Raw genomic sequence first — 17,278 nt, forward strand, 5'->3', positions numbered from 1 at the left:
GTCTACGAGCGCTGACCTGAACGGGCGCGGGATGCTCGGCGGTAGGCGTCGGGCAACGCCGAGACGACCGCGTCGACGTCCGCTGCCGTCGTCGTTCGACCCAGAGTGAGGCGCAGCACCGACCGGGCCGCGCGCTCATCCCTCCCCATCGCCATCACGACATGCGAGGGCTCTGTGACGCCGGCCTGGCAGGCGGCGCCCGTTGCGACCGAGATGCCCGCCTGGTCGAGCAGGAACAGCATCGTCTCGCCGTCCGCACCCGGCAGCAGCAGGTGCAGATTGCCGGACAGTCTGTGGTCGGGGTCGCCGAGCATCTCGATGCCGGGCGCTGCGGTATGGATGCCGGCCCACAGAAGGTCGCGCAGACCCGCCACGCGCCGTTCTTCGTCGGCGCGTCCCGAGAGCGTCGCCGTCAGCGCGGCCGCCATGGCCGCCGCGCCGGCCACATCCTGTGTCCCGGAGCGGATCCCCCGTTGCTGACCGCCGCCATGGACCAGCGGGGAGAGCGCGGCATGGCGCGAGACGACGAGCGCCCCCGTGCCAACCGGTGCGCCCAGCTTGTGTCCCGACACGCTCATCGCCAGCAGGCCGGTCCCGGGCGCGGCGTCGCCACGGAGGCGTGCGAATGACAGGGCGACGTGGCCGACCGCGCCGACCGCGTCGAGGTGCAACGCGGTTCCGGATGCCGCGGCGGCGGCGGCGAGGGAGTCGACATCCTGGATCGTGCCGACCTCGTTGTTCGCGACGAGCGCGGTCGCGACGGCGGCGCCGCTGAGCGCGGCGGTCCATGCCGATGCGTCGATCCGACCTGTCGAATCGATCGGAACGCCGCGTACGGCAGCTCCTTCGGTCGCTGCCAACCACGCGACGGCCTCCATCGTCGCGTGGTGCTCACCGTCGGGCAGGACGATCGCATCACCCGTGTTACGCGCCCACCACAGACCCTTCAACGCGAGGTTGATCGATTCCGTGCCCCCCGATGTCAGCACGATCTCGATCGGGTCGCAGCCCAACCCCTCGGCGATGGCTTCGCGGGCCTCCTCGAGCAGGCGGCGCGCGCGTTGCCCCGCGCCGTGCACCGACGACGCGTTGCCGAGGTCTTCTGCCGTCGCCAGCCAGGCATCCCGCGCTTCGGGTCGCAGCGGTGTGGTCGCCGCGTGATCGAGGTATGCCGACACCGCCGCCTCCCGTCGCCTGCCACCGGTTCGTCGCAACTACTGTAGATCGCATGTCGCTGCCCACCGGCGCTCCCGTCGCCGTCCCCGGCCTGCACGATCCGGCCCTGGACCGTCTCGGCGTGACGCTGCATGCAGACGGCGGCACGCTGCGGGTCTGGTCGGCGCACGCGACGAGCATGGAACTCGTCCTGTTCGACACGACCGACCTCGACTGGGCGGTCGAGACGCTGCCGCTCACGGACGTCGGCGGGGGCGTCTGGCAGGTCGACACCCCCGCGCTCGCACCCGGCGTGCGGTACGCGGTCCGAGCGGACGGACCGCACGGACAGGGTCACGCGTTCAATCCGCAGACCCTGCTCATCGAACCGTATTCCCGGGGTCTCGTCTCGGGCGGGTACGAGGACTGGCGCTCGGTCGTCATCGACGACACCTACGACTGGCAGGGCGTCGGCAAGCCCGACACGCCCTGGGATCGCACCGTCATCTACGAAGCGCACGTGAAGGGGCTCACGAAGCGGCATCCCGGCATCCCGCCCGCGTTGCACGGCACGTATGCCGGGCTCGGACACCCCGCGATGATCGAGCACCTCGTGGGGCTCGGCGTCACCGCCGTCGAACTGCTTCCCGTGCACGCGTTCGCCACCGAGCCGCGCCTGCTGAACCTCGGGCTCAGCAACTACTGGGGGTACAACAGCCTCAACTTCTTCACGCCGCACTCGCCGTATGCGACGGCGGACAGTCGCATGGCCGGCCCCGACGCGATCGTGCGCGAGTTCAAGGACATGGTCCGTGCCTTGCATGAGGCCGGGCTCGAAGTGCTGCTGGACGTCGTCTACAACCACACCGCTGAGGAGGGCTTCGGTGGTCCTCGCACGAGCCTGCGCGGTCTCGACAACCGCTCGTACTACCGCCAGGAATCCAGCGGCGCCTACATCGATGTGACCGGATGCGGCAACTCCGTCGACACATCCACGCCTGCCGCATCGCGCCTCGTCCTGGACTCGCTGCGGTACTGGGCCAACGAGATGCAGATCGACGGCTTCCGGTTCGATCTCGCCGTCACCCTCGGTCGCGACCACGGGCACGAATTCGACGCCGAGCACCCGTTGCTGCGCGCGATCGCGGAGGACCCGGATCTCGCGTCGGTCAAGAAGATCGCGGAGCCGTGGGACGTCGGCATGGGCGGCTGGCAGACCGGCGGGTTCGGACCGGGCTGGGCCGAGTGGAACGACCGCTACCGCGATCGGGTCCGCAACTTCTGGCTCAGCGACGTCGACTACGCACGACGCGCGTCGACGTCGCCGGTCGGCGTCGGGGGGTTCGCAACCCGCCTCGCCGGATCGTCGAACACCTTCAGTCGCGAACGTGGTCCGCTCGCCGGCATCAACTTCGTGACAGCCCACGACGGGTTCACGCTGCGCGACCTCGTCTCGTACGACGTCAAGCACAACCTCGGCAACGGCGAGCACAACCGAGACGGCGCCGACACGAACAGATCCTTCAACCATGGCGCCGAGGGGCCCACCGACGACGAGACGATCCTCGCGACGCGGCGGAAGGCCATGCGCAACCTCCTCGGGACGCTTCTGCTGTCTGCGGGCGTGCCCATGCTGACGGCGGGCGACGAATTCGCTCGGACACAACGCGGCAACAACAATGCGTACTGCCATGACTCCGCGCTCACGTGGATGTCGTGGGAGCCCGCCGAGTGGCAGGAGGACCTTCACGCGCACGTGCGGCGTCTGATCGCCCTCCGCCGCGAGAACCCCGCGCTGCGCCCCGTGCACTTCGCGCACGAGGAACAGGTCGTCCCCAACGCGTCGGTCATCGACTGGTACGACGAGCACGGTGAGCAGATGTCGATCGAGCGCTGGACCGATCCGTCCCACCGCACGCTCCAGTACGACGCGCGCTCCACACCCGAACGTGAACATGCCAACCGGATCCTGCTGATCGTGCACGGGAACGAACGGCCGATCGATGTCACCTTGCCGGCGCTCGAGGGTGTGACCGGGTATCTCGATCTGTGGTCGAGCCTGGACGAGCGCCCCTCCACCACTGCGCATCGGCGGACGCCGGGAGAGACACTGACGCTGCCCGGGACTGCGATGCGACTGTTCCGCGTCGTGTAATCGGCCGCGCGCCGGTGTCGCCGTGGCGGCTTCAACGGTAAGTTCGGAACGTGGCTACCAGGACTCGCATCGCTGTCGATCCCACCGTCCGAAGCACGGCGCAGATCCCGCTCAGACCGGCGCACGCCTGGAGCGGCGTGAACGACACCGTCGCCGGCCGCATCCCACTCGTGCACCCGCGTCCTACGGCACCCGGTGGCGCGTATGCAGCGTCCGCGTTCGTGGGCGAGGCGGTGACGTTCGAAGTCGTGGCATTCCGCGAGGGACACGACCGCATCGGTGTCCACGTCCGACTGTTCGCGCCTGACGGCACCGAATCCCTCCACCGGTTGACGGCGGTCGGAGACGGCTACGACCGGTGGCGCGTGGTCGTCGCGCCGCTCGTACAGGGCCGGTGGCGCTTTCGGTTCGAGGCGTTCGGCGACGACTTCGCCACATGGGAGCACGCCGCAGACCTGAAGATCGCGGCGGGTGTGGATGCCCCGCTCATGCGGGAGATGGGCGCGCGCCTGTTCGAGCATGGGGCGACAGAGAAGGATCGGCCCGCAGACGAGCGCCAGACGCTGACGGCCTCGGCGGCCGCACTGCGGGACGCGTCGGTCGACGACGCGCAGGCGCTCGTCGTCGTGCGCGACCCGCTGATTGCCGAACGGTTCGCGCAGCGCCCGCTCGCCTCCCTCGTCACGATCGGCGACGAGCACGAGTTGCTCGTCGAACGCGAGCGCGCCGGGGTCGGGGCCTGGTACGAGTTCTTCCCCCGCTCGGAGGGCGCCCGCAGGCTGAAGGACGGCACGGTGAAGAGCGGAACGTTCCGCACCGCCATCAAGCGCCTCCCGGGCGTCGCCGCGATGGGCTTCGACGTGCTGTACCTGCCGCCGATCCATCCGATCGGCGAACGCAACCGCAAGGGCCCGAACAACACATTGGATGCCGGCCCGGGCGACCCAGGGTCGCCGTGGGCGATCGGCTCGGCGGCAGGCGGCCACGACACCGTCCACCCCGACCTCGGCACGCTCGCCGACTTCCGGGCATTCGTCCGCGCCGCTCGAGAGAACGGACTCGAGGTCGCGCTCGACCTCGCGCTGCAGGCGGCGCCGGACCATCCCTGGGTCGCCGCGCACCCCGAATGGTTCACGACGCTCCCGGACGGCTCGATCGCCTACGCCGAGAACCCGCCGAAGAAGTACCAGGACATCTACCCGGTCAATTTCGACAACGACCCCGCCGGGATCCGAGCAGAGGTCCTGCGCATCGTCCGCCACTGGATCGCGCAGGGCGTGAAGATCTTCCGCGTCGACAACCCGCACACCAAGCCGCTGCAGTTCTGGGAATGGCTGATCTCGACCGTGAATGCGGAAGACCCCGACGTCATCTTCCTCGCGGAGGCGTTCACACGCCCGGCGCCGCTGCAGGGGCTCGCGATGGCCGGTTTCCAGCAGAGCTACTCGTACTTCACGTGGCGCAACACCAAGGCCGAACTCGAGGAGTTCCTCACCTCGATCTCCAGCGAGACCGCCGACTTCATGCGGCCGAACCTCTTCGTGAACACGCCAGACATCCTCACCGAGTATCTCCAGTACGGTGGGCGACCGGCGTACAAGGTTCGCGCGGCGATCGCGGCGACCGCCGGTGCGAGTTACGGCGTCTACGCCGGGTACGAGCTCTTCGAGAACGTCGCCCGCCCCGGCTCGGAAGAGAACATCGACAACGAGAAGTACGAGTACAAACTCCGCGATTGGGCACGTGCCGAAGCCTCCGGCGACTCGCTCGCGCCCTATCTCACCCGCCTGAACCACATCCGCGACGCGCACCCCGCGCTGCGCCAGCTGCGCGGACTGCGGGTGCATTACAGTGACGACGACGCGATCCTCGTGTACAGCAAGCACCTGCCGGCGGCCGTCTCCCCCGATGGTCGCAGCGACACGGTCATCGTCGTCGCCAATGTCGATCCGCATTCGGCTCGCCAGACGATGGTCCATCTCGACACGGCCGCCTTCGGCATCCGCCCGGGCGCAGAATTCGAGGTCGAAGATCTCATCACCGGGGCCGTGTGGACCTGGAACGAGCACAATTTCGTCCGACTCGATGCCTTCCACGAGCCGGTACACGTCCTGCACGTGAGGAGCCCCCGATGACCGCCGTCGACGCCCGCACCCTCGACACCGTCGCCACCGGGTCGTACTACGCACCCCACGATGTGCTCGGCCCGCATGCCGACGGAGAAGGGTGGGTGATCCGCGCACGTCGCCCGCTCGCAGCAACGGTCACGGCAGCGCTCGCCGACGGATCGAGCGTCGAGCTGTCCCATGTTCGCGCGGGCGTGTGGGAGGGGCGCATGTCGTCCCGGCCCGATGCCTACGAACTCGTCACGACGTACGAGCAGGCGCCCACCTGGACTGCCGATGACCCCTACCGACACCTTCCCACCGTCGGTGAGATCGATCTGCACCTGATCCGTGAGGGCCGTCATGAGGAGCTGTGGCGGGTGCTCGGTGCCCGGCTCCACGATTTCGGCACGGTGTCTGGGGTGTCATTCGCCGTCTGGGCGCCGAACGCGCGTGCCGTGCGTGTCGTCGGCGACTTCAACGACTGGGACGGCCAGGGCCACGCGATGCGTTCCATGGGCTCTTCGGGGGTCTGGGAGCTGTTCGTGCCCGGGCTCGGCGTCGGAACCCGATACAAGTTCGAGTTGCTCACGCCGGACGGCGGCTGGGTCACCAAGGCCGACCCGATGGCGCGTTTTGCGGAGGTGCCGCCGGCGACGGCCTCGGTGGTCACCGACAGCGCGTACGAGTGGCAGGACGAGGACTGGATCGCCGCGCGTGGGCGCACGTCGCCGCACGACAGCCCGATGTCGGTCTACGAACTCCATTTCGGGTCGTGGCGCCCGGGGCTCGGATATCGCGACGGCGCCGACCAGCTCATCGAGTACGTCCAGCAGCAAGGGTTCACGCACGTCGAGTTCCTGCCGCTCGCAGAGCACCCGTTCGGTGGATCGTGGGGGTACCAGGTCACCGGCTATTACGCACCGACGAGCCGCTTCGGCGACCCCGATGATCTTCGGTATCTGATCGACCGGCTCCATCAGGCGGGTATCGGCGTGATCATGGACTGGGTGCCCGGTCACTTCCCCAAGGATGACTTCGCCCTCGCCCGCTTCGACGGCCGGGCACTGTATGAGCACGCCGACCCACGGCGGGGCGAGCACAAGGACTGGGGCACGTTCATCTTCGACTACGGCCGCAGCGAGGTGCGCAACTTCCTCGTCGCCAACGCGCTCTACTGGTTCGAGGAGTTCCATGTCGACGGCCTGCGCGTCGATGCCGTGGCATCCATGCTGTACCTCGACTACTCGCGCGAGGCAGGCGAGTGGGAGCCGAACGTGCACGGCGGCCGCGAGAACCTCGAAGCCATCGGCTTTCTGCAGGAGGTCAACGCCACCGTGTACAAGAAGCACGCGGGCGTCGCGATGATCGCCGAGGAATCCACCAGCTATCCCGGCGTCACCCAGCCCACCTCAGGCGGCGGACTCGGGTTCGGCTTCAAGTGGAACATGGGCTGGATGAACGACTCGCTCGAGTACATCAAGCGCGATCCGATGTACCGCTCGCATCACGAGGGCGAGCTTTCGTTCTCCTTCGTCTACGCGTTCAGCGAGAACTTCGTGCTGCCCATCAGCCACGACGAGGTCGTGCACGGCAAGGGCACGCTGTTCACGCGCATGCCCGGCGATCACTGGCAGAAGCTCGCCAACATGCGCGCGTTCCTCGCCTACATGTGGGGTCACCCCGGCAAGCAACTCCTGTTCATGGGCCAGGAGTTCGGCCAGATGGCCGAGTGGTCGGAGTCGCGCGCGCTCGACTGGTGGATGCTCGATCAGCCGCCGCACCGCCAACTGCACGAGTTCGTCGCGACGCTCAACCGCGTCTACCGCGATCACGCGCCGCTGTGGGCGCGCGACAGCGACAGCGAGGCGTTCACGCGGTTGGGTGGCCCGGACTGGAACCCGAACGTGCAGGCGTTCGCGCGTCGAGACCACCACGGCAACACGGTCGCCGTGATCTGCAACTTCTCAGGTGTGCCGATCCACGACTACGCGCTCGATCTTCCCGAAGAGGGTGCTTGGAGCGAGCTGTTGAACTCGGATGCCGCGGAATACGGCGGATCCGGCGTCGGCAACTTCGGCACCGTGACGGCGGGCGCAGGCGGTCGCGCCACGATGGTGCTGCCGCCCCTCGGCGTGCTCTGGCTCGGGCATCGAGCGTGACGTCTGACGGGTCGGGTTTCGATACACCGCCGCTTCCGCGGCGGCACTCAACCTTGACAGGCAGCCGCATCAACGCCGCTGCGCGGCATTGATCCGGCTCCTGTCAAAACAGCAGACTCGACAGCCTGCCGCGGGCACGGGTGACGCGCGGATCGGCGTCGCCCACGACGCCGAACAGTTCGAGCAGCCGTTCGCGTACGGGGGCTCGCTCATCGGTGGGCAGGACTGCGAACAGATCGAGCAACCGACCGAACGCGTCGTCGACGTGCCCGCCGGCGAGATCCAGATCAGCGACGAGCAGCTGCGCGTCGATGTCGGCGGGGCTTGCGGCCGCAGCGGCGCGTGCAGCCTGGAGGTCTGCGTCGGCGACGCGGGTGAGCAGACGCACCTGGCCGAGTCCAGCGAGCGCATCGGCGTCGCGGGGGTTCTCTGCGAGGGCCTGCTCGTAGGCTGCGGCCGCGCGCGGATACTCCCCCGCCTCGATCGCGTCGAACGCCTCCTGGTGCAGTGGCGGCATCGCAGGCTCTGCGGGCTCAGCGTCGTCCCCTGATGCAGACGCGGACGGCATCGGCACGGTGCCTGTCACGCCGTGCTGGCCCGCGAGCTGCAGAAGCTGCTCGAACACTTCGCGCACCTGCGGCTCAGGAACGGCGCCGTTGAAGAGCGGAACGGGCTGCCCAGCAACGAGCGCGACGACCATCGGGATCGACTGCGCCCGGAACCCCTGCGCGAGTTGCGGGTTCGCATCCACGTCGACCTTCGCGAGGACGAGACGGCCCGCATACTCGGTGACGACCTTCTCGAGGATCGGGCCGAGCTGCTTGCACGGTCCGCACCATTCCGCCCACAGGTCGACGACGACGGGAACGGTGCGCGAGAGCTCCAGCACCTGCGGGAACGTGTCGTCGGTGACGTCGAACACGAGCGCCGGCCCGGAATCCGCCCCAGCCGGGATTGTCGGCGCGGCCGGGGGCTGGTTGGCCCGCTGCCGCAGCGACGAAAGGTCGACGCCGCCGCGCAGCGCGGCAGCCGGTGTCGGATCGGTCACTCTTCGATCTCCTTGGCTCCGAGGATGTCGGACGAATATCCGAGCAGACGGATGGACTCGTTGGAACTCTGCGCCGGCACGAAGAAGAACAACTGGTCGAGATACGTCGTCGTGTACCCCTTGGCGCTCGTCGTGTCGGTCAGCGCCTCGACGATGCGGTTGCCGGTGTCTTCGTCGTCGTCCTCGTCACGGAGCTTGATGACGGCGTCGTCGTCGGTCGCTTCGACGGTCTCGTTCTCGCGAATGGTCACGGCGACGATCGCACCGCTGTCGACGGTGCCCAGCGAGACGGCCTCAATGTTCCCGTCGACGGCATCGTAGGACAGGGTGCCTGTCTCCTCGCCGGTCTCGTTGAACTGCTCGAGTCGGTCCGCGCGGTCGGCCGTGATCTGCGCCCGCAGCGTGTCGGCTTCGAGGTCGAACAGGCCGGCGTAGACGCTGTCGTCGCCTTCGTCGATGACATCGGCGTACGCCCCGGCGAGCTCCTGCGGCGGCAGGACGAGGAACGGCGAGTCCGGCGCGACCGTCAGCGCACCGACGTAGTCCGGCGCGACGTTCAGTTCGGTGTCGCCCGACATGTTGCCCATATAGCGGAGCTTGTAGTCCGACCAGGCGTCGTCCTGCGTCACCGCCATGATCACCGTGGACTTGTCGTCCGAGGACTCCATGACGGCGAGGAACGTGCGCGGCCAGCCGTCGAAGGCCTCCGGCAGCAGGATCTGTAGGCCCTCCGTCGGAATGGGCGCAAGAGCCGGGTGGTCATCCAGCTCCTCACGGATCGCGTAGTTGGTCTTGCGGACGGCGAGGGCAGCGGATGCGAGGCGGGTCGAGGCGAGGTCGAGGTCGGCCGCTTCATCGGCCTCTGTGACCGTCTGCGCGATGCGCGCGATGATGCGCTCCGCCTGCGCCTTGGTGACGGCGGGAGCACCCTGCCCTTCGGGAACGATGACCGACTGCGACGGCGTGGGCGTCGGCGTCGAGCCGAACTGCGGCCAGGCATCCGCTGAACAGCCTGCGAACAGGAGCGCCGACAGGCCGAGCGTCGGTACGGCGAGCAGCTTCTTGCGGCCGCGGGTGATCTGCCGACGCGCGGGCGTCGCCGAGATGACGCCCTTGTCGGCGCCTTCGACGGCCAGATCGATCGGTTCGGTGTGCGCCATCGGCAGCCCCTTGCGACGAGGTCCGCGCGAGCGCCGGACGTGACGCACGCCGAGGATGTACAGCACGATGCCCGCCGCCATCATGAGCGCACCTCCGACGATGAGCGGGCCGGCCCACGGCGTAGTGACACCGGTCGGCCAGCTCAACGAAAGATCGGTCGGCGCGGGCTCGACGCCATCGGCCGCGATCAGCAGGCTCACGTCGTCGGGCAGTTCGAGCGACGTGATCAGGGTGCGGTCATGTTCGAACTCGTCAAGCCACAGGTCGGAGCCGTGTGGATCGAGCGGTGCTGCCTCGGCTGCGGCTTCTTCCGCGGTCGCGTCCGTCTCGGGCTCCGGAGCGGTGACGACCTCGGAGCGGATCGTTCCGGCATCCGAAACCGTCACCGACACGTAGTCGCTCGTGCCGAGCCACGCGGTCATATCTGCCGTGCGACCGTAAGCCGCGAAGATCGTGCCGTCACCGCGTGCGCGCAGCGTCTGCGCGCCGTCGTGACTGTTGAGCACTGCTCCGTCGATGAGGATGTAGGGGACGCTCTCATCGATCTCGATCGACTGGCTCTCGGACTCGGGACCTTGCAGCACGGTCCGCTGCGCGATGCCGGCGCCGATCATCAGCGTCGCCAGCACGAAGGCGGCGACAGCCCACACGAAACGCACGAATCAAGACCTTCCTGCACCCGGCGACTCAGCGTTCGGGCGCACAATCGACGTTCCAGACTAGCGAAGAAGTCCTGAATGTCGCCCGGGAGGGCGCGCGGCTCCCGCACGGGGCCCGATCTCCTGCGTATTGTGACTGTCGACCGTCGTTGCAGAAGAGGGCTCCGTGAAGATCCAGCATCCGTTCCGCACCGCACTGGTGGCGACCCTCGGTGTGGGGATCGGCATCATGCTGATCCAGAGCGTCAGCTCGCTGTCGACGATCCTCCTGTACGTCGGCACGGCCCTGTTCCTCGCGCTCGGCCTCGACCCCGTCGTGTCGTGGCTCGAACGCCGTGGGCTTCGCCGCTGGGCCGCACTGCTGGTCACCTTCGTCGCCCTGCTCGCCGCGTTCGCCGGCATCATCCTCATGGTCGTGCCGATCATCGTCGGGCAGATCGCCGAACTGATCAGACAGGTGCAGGCTCTCGTCGAGTCGGTCGTGGACGGCTCCTGGGTGCCGCTCGACGACGTGCGCGGCTGGCTTCAGGAGTCCTTCCCGCTGCTCGATGTCGACCAGGTCTTCGACTACCTCACCGAGTGGTGGGAATCGCTCAACTTCGGCACGATCGGCACCGAAGCGGCAGGCTGGCTCGTCGCGCTCGGCACGGGGATCATCTCGGGCTTCACCGGCGCCCTGATCGTGCTCATCCTCACGATCTACTTCACCGCTTCGACCCCGAACCTGAAGGCGGCCGTCTACCAGCTGTCGCCGGCCTCCAAGCGTGCGCGCTTCATCGACCTATCTGAGCAGATCACCGCGTCCGTCGGGTACTACGTCATGGGCCAGGTGACGCTCGGGCTCATCAACGGCGTGCTGAGCGCGATCTTCCTCAGCATCATCGGTGCACCCTTCCCGGCGGTGCTCGCGGTCGTCGCGTTCTTCTTCTCACTCATCCCGCTCGTCGGCACGCTCACCGGCTCCGCGATCATCGTGCTGACCTGTCTCATCCCCGGCTTGGCGTCGCCCCTGACGGCGCTCGTCGCCCTCATCTGGTACGTCGTCTACATGCAGGTCGAGGCGTACGTCCTGTCACCACGGATCATGAACCGTGCCGTCTCGGTGCCCGGCGCTGTCGTCGTCATCGCCGCCCTCGCGGGTGGTTCGCTGCTCGGCCTGCTCGGCGCCCTCATCGCCATCCCGGTCGCGGCGAGCCTGCTGATCATCTACCGCCAGGTCATCATCCCGCGACAGAACGAGCTGTGACCCTCAGCCGGCGCTGTGCCACATGGTGGGCAGCGGCAGCGCCTCGGGGTTGACCGCGCCCACGATCTCGGTCAGCACGCGTCTGGTCTGCGTCTCGCCGACCCACAGATGCTTGCCCCCCTCCACGGGGATGAGGGTCGCATGGGGCACGCTCGCGAACCGGTCGGCGGCTTCGGCTGGTCGCAGGTAGTCGTCGAATTCGGGGATCAACGCGATCACCGACCGCGGCTCATCTGCCCAGGCCGCGACGTCATCGGCGGTGGCGCGATGCAACGGCGGTGACAGCAGGATGATGCCCTCGACGTCGTGGTCCCGCCCGTACTTGAGTGCGAGCTCCGTGCCGAACGACCAGCCGACGAGCCAGGGCCGGGGCAACCGCCGCTCGCGTACGAAGTCCATCGCCGCGGCGACATCGAACGCCTCGGCCCGGCCGCCGTCGAAGGCCCCGTCACTGGTGCCCCGGGGCGACGTCGTGCCGCGGGTGTTGAACCGGAGCACGGCCAGGTCTGCCAATGCGGGGAGTCGAGCGGCGGCTTTGCGCAGGATGTGCGAGTCCATGAATCCGCCCGCAGTGGGCAGCGGGTGGAGCGTCACCAGGGTCGCCACGGGTGAGGCTGACTCGGGGCTCGCCAGTTCACCGACGAGCGTCAATCCGTCGAGCGTATGCAGCTCGATGTCTTCGCGACGCGCCGGGAGGAGCGCCGGTCCTCGAATCTCCATCAGCCGATCCTCCAACAGGATGTGTGCCAGTGCCGACGCGCGGCAAGGTCTGCCGCATCGCCCAGAATGCCGTCCGCCCGCCATGTGACGAGGTGCGCGACGCCGGGAGACACCTCTCGACCGCAGCCGGGGCACGTGTATGGCTTCTGCGCCTGGGCAGCAGCCACAGGCTGCACCGTCCACTCGACACCGCGCCGGATCTCGGTGCGCTTCCAGCCGCTCAGCAAGCGTTCGAACGAGGCGTCGTCGCCCTCAGAACGTCGACGATTGGACCGAGGCACCTCGTGCGTTCACCACCAGTGGTTCGCAGTCCAGAAGTCGTAGGCGGCGGCCCAACTGCCGTACCGCCCGACCGCATAGCCGTTGGCCCAGCGCAGATTGTCGACCGGGTTGTAACCGTTGCCCGGAACCTTGCTGCAGGGGTAAGCCTGAATGAGCCCACACGCTCCCGACGACGGGTTCGTGGCGTTCGGGTTCCATCCACTCTCACGCGTCGCGATGTAGTCGACGAACGACCAGTCGCTTTCCGCGATGCCGGCTGCCGTGAGCCATTCCGTCTTGGAGCCTCCGCCGGTGTACTTCGGGCTTGCGGCGGCGCTCGAGGACGACCCGGAGGATGCCGTGCTCGCTTCGACCGTCGGCGTCGGCGTCGGCGTCGGCTTCGGCTTCACGTAGACGCTGTAGGTCATCGAGCTTCGGTCGAAGGCCGCCGCAGACGCGTCCGCGGATGCCGCGACATAGGTTTGCGTGTCGCCGACGGTCTCGGCGTAGAGCGACACCGTCTCGACCTCGACCTCGGCAGCGTTCGCATCGGCCACCGTGGCCCCCAGGGGCGCGACGTACGCGCCGGCGCACACGACCGCGGCGAATGCTGCGAACGCGCCGGTCACACCACGACGCCGAGACCAGCGCTGCTCGGTCCGACGGACCTTCGCCACACCGGCCACCGCGCGGCCTGGAGCGGGGAGCAGGTCACGATCGGAAGTCACAATGCCGAATATTCTAGCGCCGCGATGCCGAACGTGCCATTCGAGGGGTCAGCGCACCGCGAGCATGACCTCGACGACGGCGTCTAGGACTGCGTCGACCTGTTGTTCCCGATAGCCGCGACGCTGCATGCGGAAGGCCACCGAGCGCACCTGGTCAGGGGTCAGGTCGGCGCCAGTCTCCAGGTATTCGGCGATGCGATCGGCCACGATGTCGACCTCGTCGAGGCGGTATCCGTAGTGGAGCAGGCCGACTCGCTCGAACCGCTCCCCCGGCGACCGCCGGAGTCGATCGAGGATCTCCTGCCCGAGCGTCCGAGAACGACCGAGCCACGCGCGGGCACCACGTTGAGAGAGCGCCTGTTCGCGTTCCCGCAGCGCGAACGCGTCCTCGATGCGCCCCAGGGCGGCATCGACCGCGGCGGGCACATAGCCGCCACGGACGAGTGGGAACCCGACGGCGCGGACGTCGAGCGAGCTCGGCGCGTCACCACCGTCAGACTCGAATCCGGCACGAGCGCGCTGCAGGAAGGCGTCGACCGCGCGCGGCTCGTAGCCGCGCCGACGGCCCGACTCGCGCGGGAACGCAGGAGTGCTCATCACACCGCCATCGGGAAGAAGAGGAAGTACAGCGCCAGCGCGGGCACCGTCGACGGGAGGATCGAGTCGAGCCGATCGAGCACGCCACCGTGACCCGGAAGCGCCGAACTCATGTCCTTGATGCCGAGATCGCGCTTGATCATGGACTCACCGAGATCACCGATCGTCGCCGAGCCGAGGATCGCGACCCCGAACAGCAGGGCTGCCCACCACGGAATGTGCAGCATCAGGATGCCGAGGAGCACTGCGACGACCGCCGCAGCGAGCGCAGCGCCTGCGAAACCCTCCCACGTCTTCTTGGGGCTGATCCGAGGCGCCATCGGATGCCGTCCGAAGGCGACCCCCGCCGCATAGGCCCCGGTATCGGCGGCGACAGCGATCGCGACCATCGCCAGCACCCACAGCTCGCCCTGCTCCTGGCGCAGCAGCACGAGGGCGAGGCTCGCCAGCAACGGCACGTACAGCGGGACGAATCCGGCGACGAGTGCGTCTGCGAGGACATCGCCGTAGCGGCGGCCGTTGCGCGCCGCCATCTGCGCGACGAGACGGATGACGATCAGCGCGGCGACCACGGCGTACGTGATCACCCAGTGCGTCCAGTGGCCGTAGAAGAACGCCGCGAGAAGGATCAGCAGACCGCCGATCAGGTGCGGCACCACGTCGACCCGCCGACCCGATGCCTGCAGAGCCCGGACGAACTCGTAGATGCCCAGCAGCACCGCCGGAATGGCGAACAGGAGGAACAGCCACTTCACGAACAGCAGCGATGCGAGCACCGCCGCCCCGATCAGGACGCCGATCGCGATCGCCGACAGCAGGTTTCGGCCGGAGCGTTCGTTGATGCGCTCGTTGGCCTGTTCGAAGTCGGCGCGTGCCTTCTCGATGTGCTGCTCGAAGTCGGTGCGGGCCTGCCGCACGTGCGTCTGGAACGACGACTCCTGCGCAACGCGGCGCGCTTCAGCGCGCGTTGACGGCGTCGCGCCGCCGTCAGCCGCGTCGTCGGTGTCGCTCATGTCGTCGTCGCCTCGGCCTCAGACCTCGAGCAGCTCGGACTCTTTGCGCTTGAGCGCATCGTCGATGGCGTCCACGTGCGTGCGCGTGATGCCGTCGAGCTCCTTTTCGGCGCGGGCGAGGTCGTCTTCGCCGACCTCGCTCTTGAGCGCGTCGAGCTCGTCCTTGGACTTGCGGCGGATGCCGCGCAGGTGCACCTTGTGGTCTTCGCCCTTGGAGCGCACCAGCTTGACGTACTCCTTGCGACGCTCCTCGGTGAGCTCGGGCATCGTGACCCGCACGATGTTGCCGTCGTTCGTCGGGTTGACGCCGAGGTTCGGGGTGTCTCGGATGGCCTGTTCGATCGCCTTGAGCGCCGACTTGTCGTACGGCGTGATGACGAGCGATCGGGCTTCGGGGCTCTGCAGTGACGCCAGCTGCGCGAGCGGGGTCGGCGAGCCGTAGTAGTCGACCAGGATCTTCTGGAAGAGCTGCGGGTTGGCGCGACCGGTGCGGACGGTGGCGAAGTCTTCCTTCGCCGCCTCCACGGCACGGGTCATGCGCGTCTTCGTGTCGGCCAGGATCTCGGCGATCACGGGAACTCCATTCGTCGGTACGTCGAAGATCGAGTCTAGTTGAGCAGCGCCGCGATCTACGCGGTGACGAGCGTGCCGATCGTTTCGCCCAGGAGCGCCTTCGTGACGTTGCCGGCCGGTTCCATGCCGAACACGCGCATGTCGATCCCGTTGTCCATGCACAGGCTGAACGCGGTCGAGTCGACGACCTTCAAGCCGCGCTGCAGCGCGTCGAGGTACGTGATCTCGTCGATACGCTCTGCCGTCGGATCCTTCTTCGGGTCGGCCGTGTAGACGCCGTCGACACCGTTCTTGGCCACGAGGACCTCATCGGCGCCGATCTCGAGCGCACGCTGCGCCGCGACGGTGTCGGTCGAGAAGTACGGCAGACCTGCTCCCGCACCGAAGATGACGACGCGGCCCTTCTCCATGTGACGCTCGGCGCGGCGCGGAATGTACGGCTCCGCGACCTGTGTCATGGCGATCGCGGACTGGACGCGGGTTGCGGCGCCGGCCTGCTCCAGGAAGTCCTGCAGCGCGAGGGCGTTCATGACCGTTCCGAGCATGCCCATGTAATCGGCGCGCCCTCGGTCCATGCCGCGCTGGCTGAGTTCGGCGCCGCGGAAGAAGTTTCCGCCGCCCACGACGACGGAGATCTCGACACGGTCGACCGCGGCGGCGATCTCACGGGCGATCTGGCCGACGACGTCGGGATTCACGCCGAGCTGACCGCCTCCGAACGCTTCACCGGAAAGTTTCAGAAGGACGCGGCGGCGTCCGGTGTTCTCGTCGATCACGCAGGGTTCCTCTCGTCGCGAATGCAGACTATCGAATCGTGGGCATGGAGAAGGGGCCCGCATCCGAGGATGCGAGCCCCTTGTCCGACTTACGCGCCGACCTTGAAGCGGGCGAAGTCGGTGATGGTGAGGCCTGCGTCGGCGGCGACCTTCGCGACGGACAGCTTGTTGTCCTTGGCGTAGTCCTGGTCGAGGAGCGCGACCTGCTTGAGGTACGCGTTCACGCGGCCTTCGACGATCTTCGGCAGTGCGGCTTCGGGCTTGCCCTCGTTGCGCGAGATCTCGGTGACGATCTCGCGCTCCTTCTCGACATCCGCGGCGGGGACGTCGTCACGGCTGAGGTAGGAGGGGTTCGCGAACGAGATGTGCTGCGCGATGCTGCGTGCCGTCTCCGCGTCGTCGCCCGAGTAGGCCACCACGACACCGATCTGCGGGGGCAGGTCCTTGCTCGTCTTGTGCAGGTAGATCTCGAAGGCGTCGCCGGAGAGCGTACGCACGCGGCGCAGCTCGACCTTCTCGCCGATGATCGCGGCCTCATCCGAGATGAGCTCTGCGACGGTCTGCGATCCGGCGGAAGCGGCAAGTGCGGCCTCTGCCGAGTCGGCGCCGGCGGCCGCAGCGGCGGCGAGCACCTTGTCGGCCAGCGCGATGAAGCGCTCGTTCTTGGCGACGAAGTCGGTCTCGGTGTTGAGCTCGATGATCGTGACCTTGCCGTCCTGCTCAGCGGCGGCGACGAGGCCCTCGCTGGTGGAACGGTCGGCGCGCTTGGCGTTGCCCTTCGCGCCCTTCAGACGCAGGATCTCGACGGCCTTCTCGAGGTCGCCGTCGGCCTCCTCGAGTGCCTTCTTGGTGTCGACCATTCCGGTGCCGAGCTGCTCGCGCAGCGTCTTGATGTCGGCGATGGTGAAGTTTGCCATGG

At 68.0% G+C, this 17,278-nt stretch carries 15 protein-coding genes; 4 read left to right on the forward strand and 11 right to left on the reverse strand.

Going from position 1 to position 17,278, the window contains the following annotated elements; translation table 11 throughout:
* Positions 1–2 precede the first annotated feature (2 nt).
* Entirely contained in the window at positions 3–1,178 is a 1,176-nt protein-coding gene (locus ACSF8R_RS12535) for a cysteine desulfurase family protein (RefSeq protein ID WP_434812209.1), read from the reverse strand.
* Positions 1,179–1,228: 50 nt separating this feature from the next.
* Here ACSF8R_RS12535 and glgX point away from each other — a divergent pair, with 50 nt between their 5' ends.
* Genes glgX through glgB form a run of 3 tightly spaced genes read left to right on the forward strand, consistent with a single transcriptional unit; the run spans position 1,229 to position 7,577 of the window.
* Positions 1,229–3,310 carry a glycogen debranching protein GlgX gene (glgX, locus tag ACSF8R_RS12540; RefSeq protein ID WP_434812210.1) on the forward strand — a complete coding sequence of 694 codons (2,082 nt, stop codon included), beginning with the start codon at positions 1,229–1,231 and terminating at the stop codon, positions 3,308–3,310.
* A gap of 50 nt (positions 3,311–3,360) precedes the next feature.
* Positions 3,361–5,445 carry an alpha-1,4-glucan--maltose-1-phosphate maltosyltransferase gene (locus ACSF8R_RS12545; protein ID WP_434812211.1) on the forward strand — a complete coding sequence of 695 codons (2,085 nt, stop codon included), beginning with the start codon at positions 3,361–3,363 and terminating at the stop codon, positions 5,443–5,445.
* Positions 5,442–7,577 (forward strand): 1,4-alpha-glucan branching protein GlgB, encoded by a 2,136-nt coding sequence (gene glgB / locus ACSF8R_RS12550; protein ID WP_434812212.1) that lies wholly within the window; start codon positions 5,442–5,444, stop codon positions 7,575–7,577. Before ACSF8R_RS12545 ends, glgB begins: the two co-directional genes overlap by 4 nt.
* Positions 7,578–7,680: 103 nt before the next feature.
* Here glgB and ACSF8R_RS12555 read toward each other — a convergent pair whose 3' ends face one another.
* Entirely contained in the window at positions 7,681–8,625 is a 945-nt protein-coding gene (locus ACSF8R_RS12555; protein WP_434812213.1) for a tetratricopeptide repeat protein, read from the reverse strand.
* The gene (locus ACSF8R_RS12560; protein ID WP_434812214.1) at positions 8,622–10,445 is read right to left on the reverse strand and encodes a glycosyl transferase; all 1,824 of its coding nucleotides are present in this window, start codon (positions 10,443–10,445) and stop codon (positions 8,622–8,624) included. Before ACSF8R_RS12560 ends, ACSF8R_RS12555 begins: the two co-directional genes overlap by 4 nt.
* A gap of 166 nt (positions 10,446–10,611) precedes the next feature.
* Here ACSF8R_RS12560 and ACSF8R_RS12565 point away from each other — a divergent pair, with 166 nt between their 5' ends.
* Complete coding sequence (locus ACSF8R_RS12565) at positions 10,612–11,691, forward strand: AI-2E family transporter (protein WP_434812215.1); 1,080 nt, start codon at positions 10,612–10,614, stop codon at positions 11,689–11,691.
* A gap of 3 nt (positions 11,692–11,694) precedes the next feature.
* On the opposite strand, the gene ACSF8R_RS12570 is transcribed toward ACSF8R_RS12565, so the two are convergent.
* The 8 genes from ACSF8R_RS12570 to tsf all read right to left on the reverse strand — a co-directional run bounded on the left by ACSF8R_RS12570 (position 11,695) and on the right by tsf (position 17,276).
* Positions 11,695–12,411: an alpha/beta hydrolase gene (locus ACSF8R_RS12570; RefSeq protein ID WP_434812216.1), complete on the reverse strand. Its 717-nt coding sequence runs from the start codon at positions 12,409–12,411 to the stop codon at positions 11,695–11,697.
* On the reverse strand, positions 12,411–12,692 hold the full coding sequence (locus ACSF8R_RS12575) for a hypothetical protein (RefSeq protein ID WP_434812217.1): 282 nt from the start codon (positions 12,690–12,692) through the stop codon (positions 12,411–12,413). The genes ACSF8R_RS12570 and ACSF8R_RS12575 overlap by 1 nt, the downstream gene beginning before the upstream one ends.
* A 9-nt stretch (positions 12,693–12,701) precedes the next feature.
* Positions 12,702–13,400 (reverse strand): transglycosylase SLT domain-containing protein, encoded by a 699-nt coding sequence (locus tag ACSF8R_RS12580; RefSeq protein ID WP_434812218.1) that lies wholly within the window; start codon positions 13,398–13,400, stop codon positions 12,702–12,704.
* A 48-nt stretch (positions 13,401–13,448) separates the two neighbouring features.
* Positions 13,449–13,997, reverse strand: coding sequence for a DivIVA domain-containing protein (locus tag ACSF8R_RS12585; RefSeq protein ID WP_434812219.1), 549 nt, complete (start codon positions 13,995–13,997; stop codon positions 13,449–13,451).
* Positions 13,997–15,010 carry a phosphatidate cytidylyltransferase gene (locus ACSF8R_RS12590; protein WP_434812220.1) on the reverse strand — a complete coding sequence of 338 codons (1,014 nt, stop codon included), beginning with the start codon at positions 15,008–15,010 and terminating at the stop codon, positions 13,997–13,999. The genes ACSF8R_RS12585 and ACSF8R_RS12590 overlap by 1 nt, the downstream gene beginning before the upstream one ends.
* Positions 15,011–15,028: 18 nt before the next feature.
* The gene (frr, locus tag ACSF8R_RS12595) at positions 15,029–15,583 is read right to left on the reverse strand and encodes a ribosome recycling factor (RefSeq protein WP_434812221.1); all 555 of its coding nucleotides are present in this window, start codon (positions 15,581–15,583) and stop codon (positions 15,029–15,031) included.
* Positions 15,584–15,639: 56 nt separating this feature from the next.
* The gene (pyrH, locus tag ACSF8R_RS12600; RefSeq protein ID WP_434812222.1) at positions 15,640–16,359 is read right to left on the reverse strand and encodes a UMP kinase; all 720 of its coding nucleotides are present in this window, start codon (positions 16,357–16,359) and stop codon (positions 15,640–15,642) included.
* A gap of 89 nt (positions 16,360–16,448) precedes the next feature.
* Entirely contained in the window at positions 16,449–17,276 is an 828-nt protein-coding gene (gene tsf, locus ACSF8R_RS12605) for a translation elongation factor Ts (protein WP_434812223.1), read from the reverse strand.
* Positions 17,277–17,278 lie beyond the last annotated feature (2 nt).

The organism is Microbacterium sp. bgisy189 (genome assembly GCF_965345345.1).
Classification (GTDB): domain Bacteria; phylum Actinomycetota; class Actinomycetes; order Actinomycetales; family Microbacteriaceae; genus Microbacterium.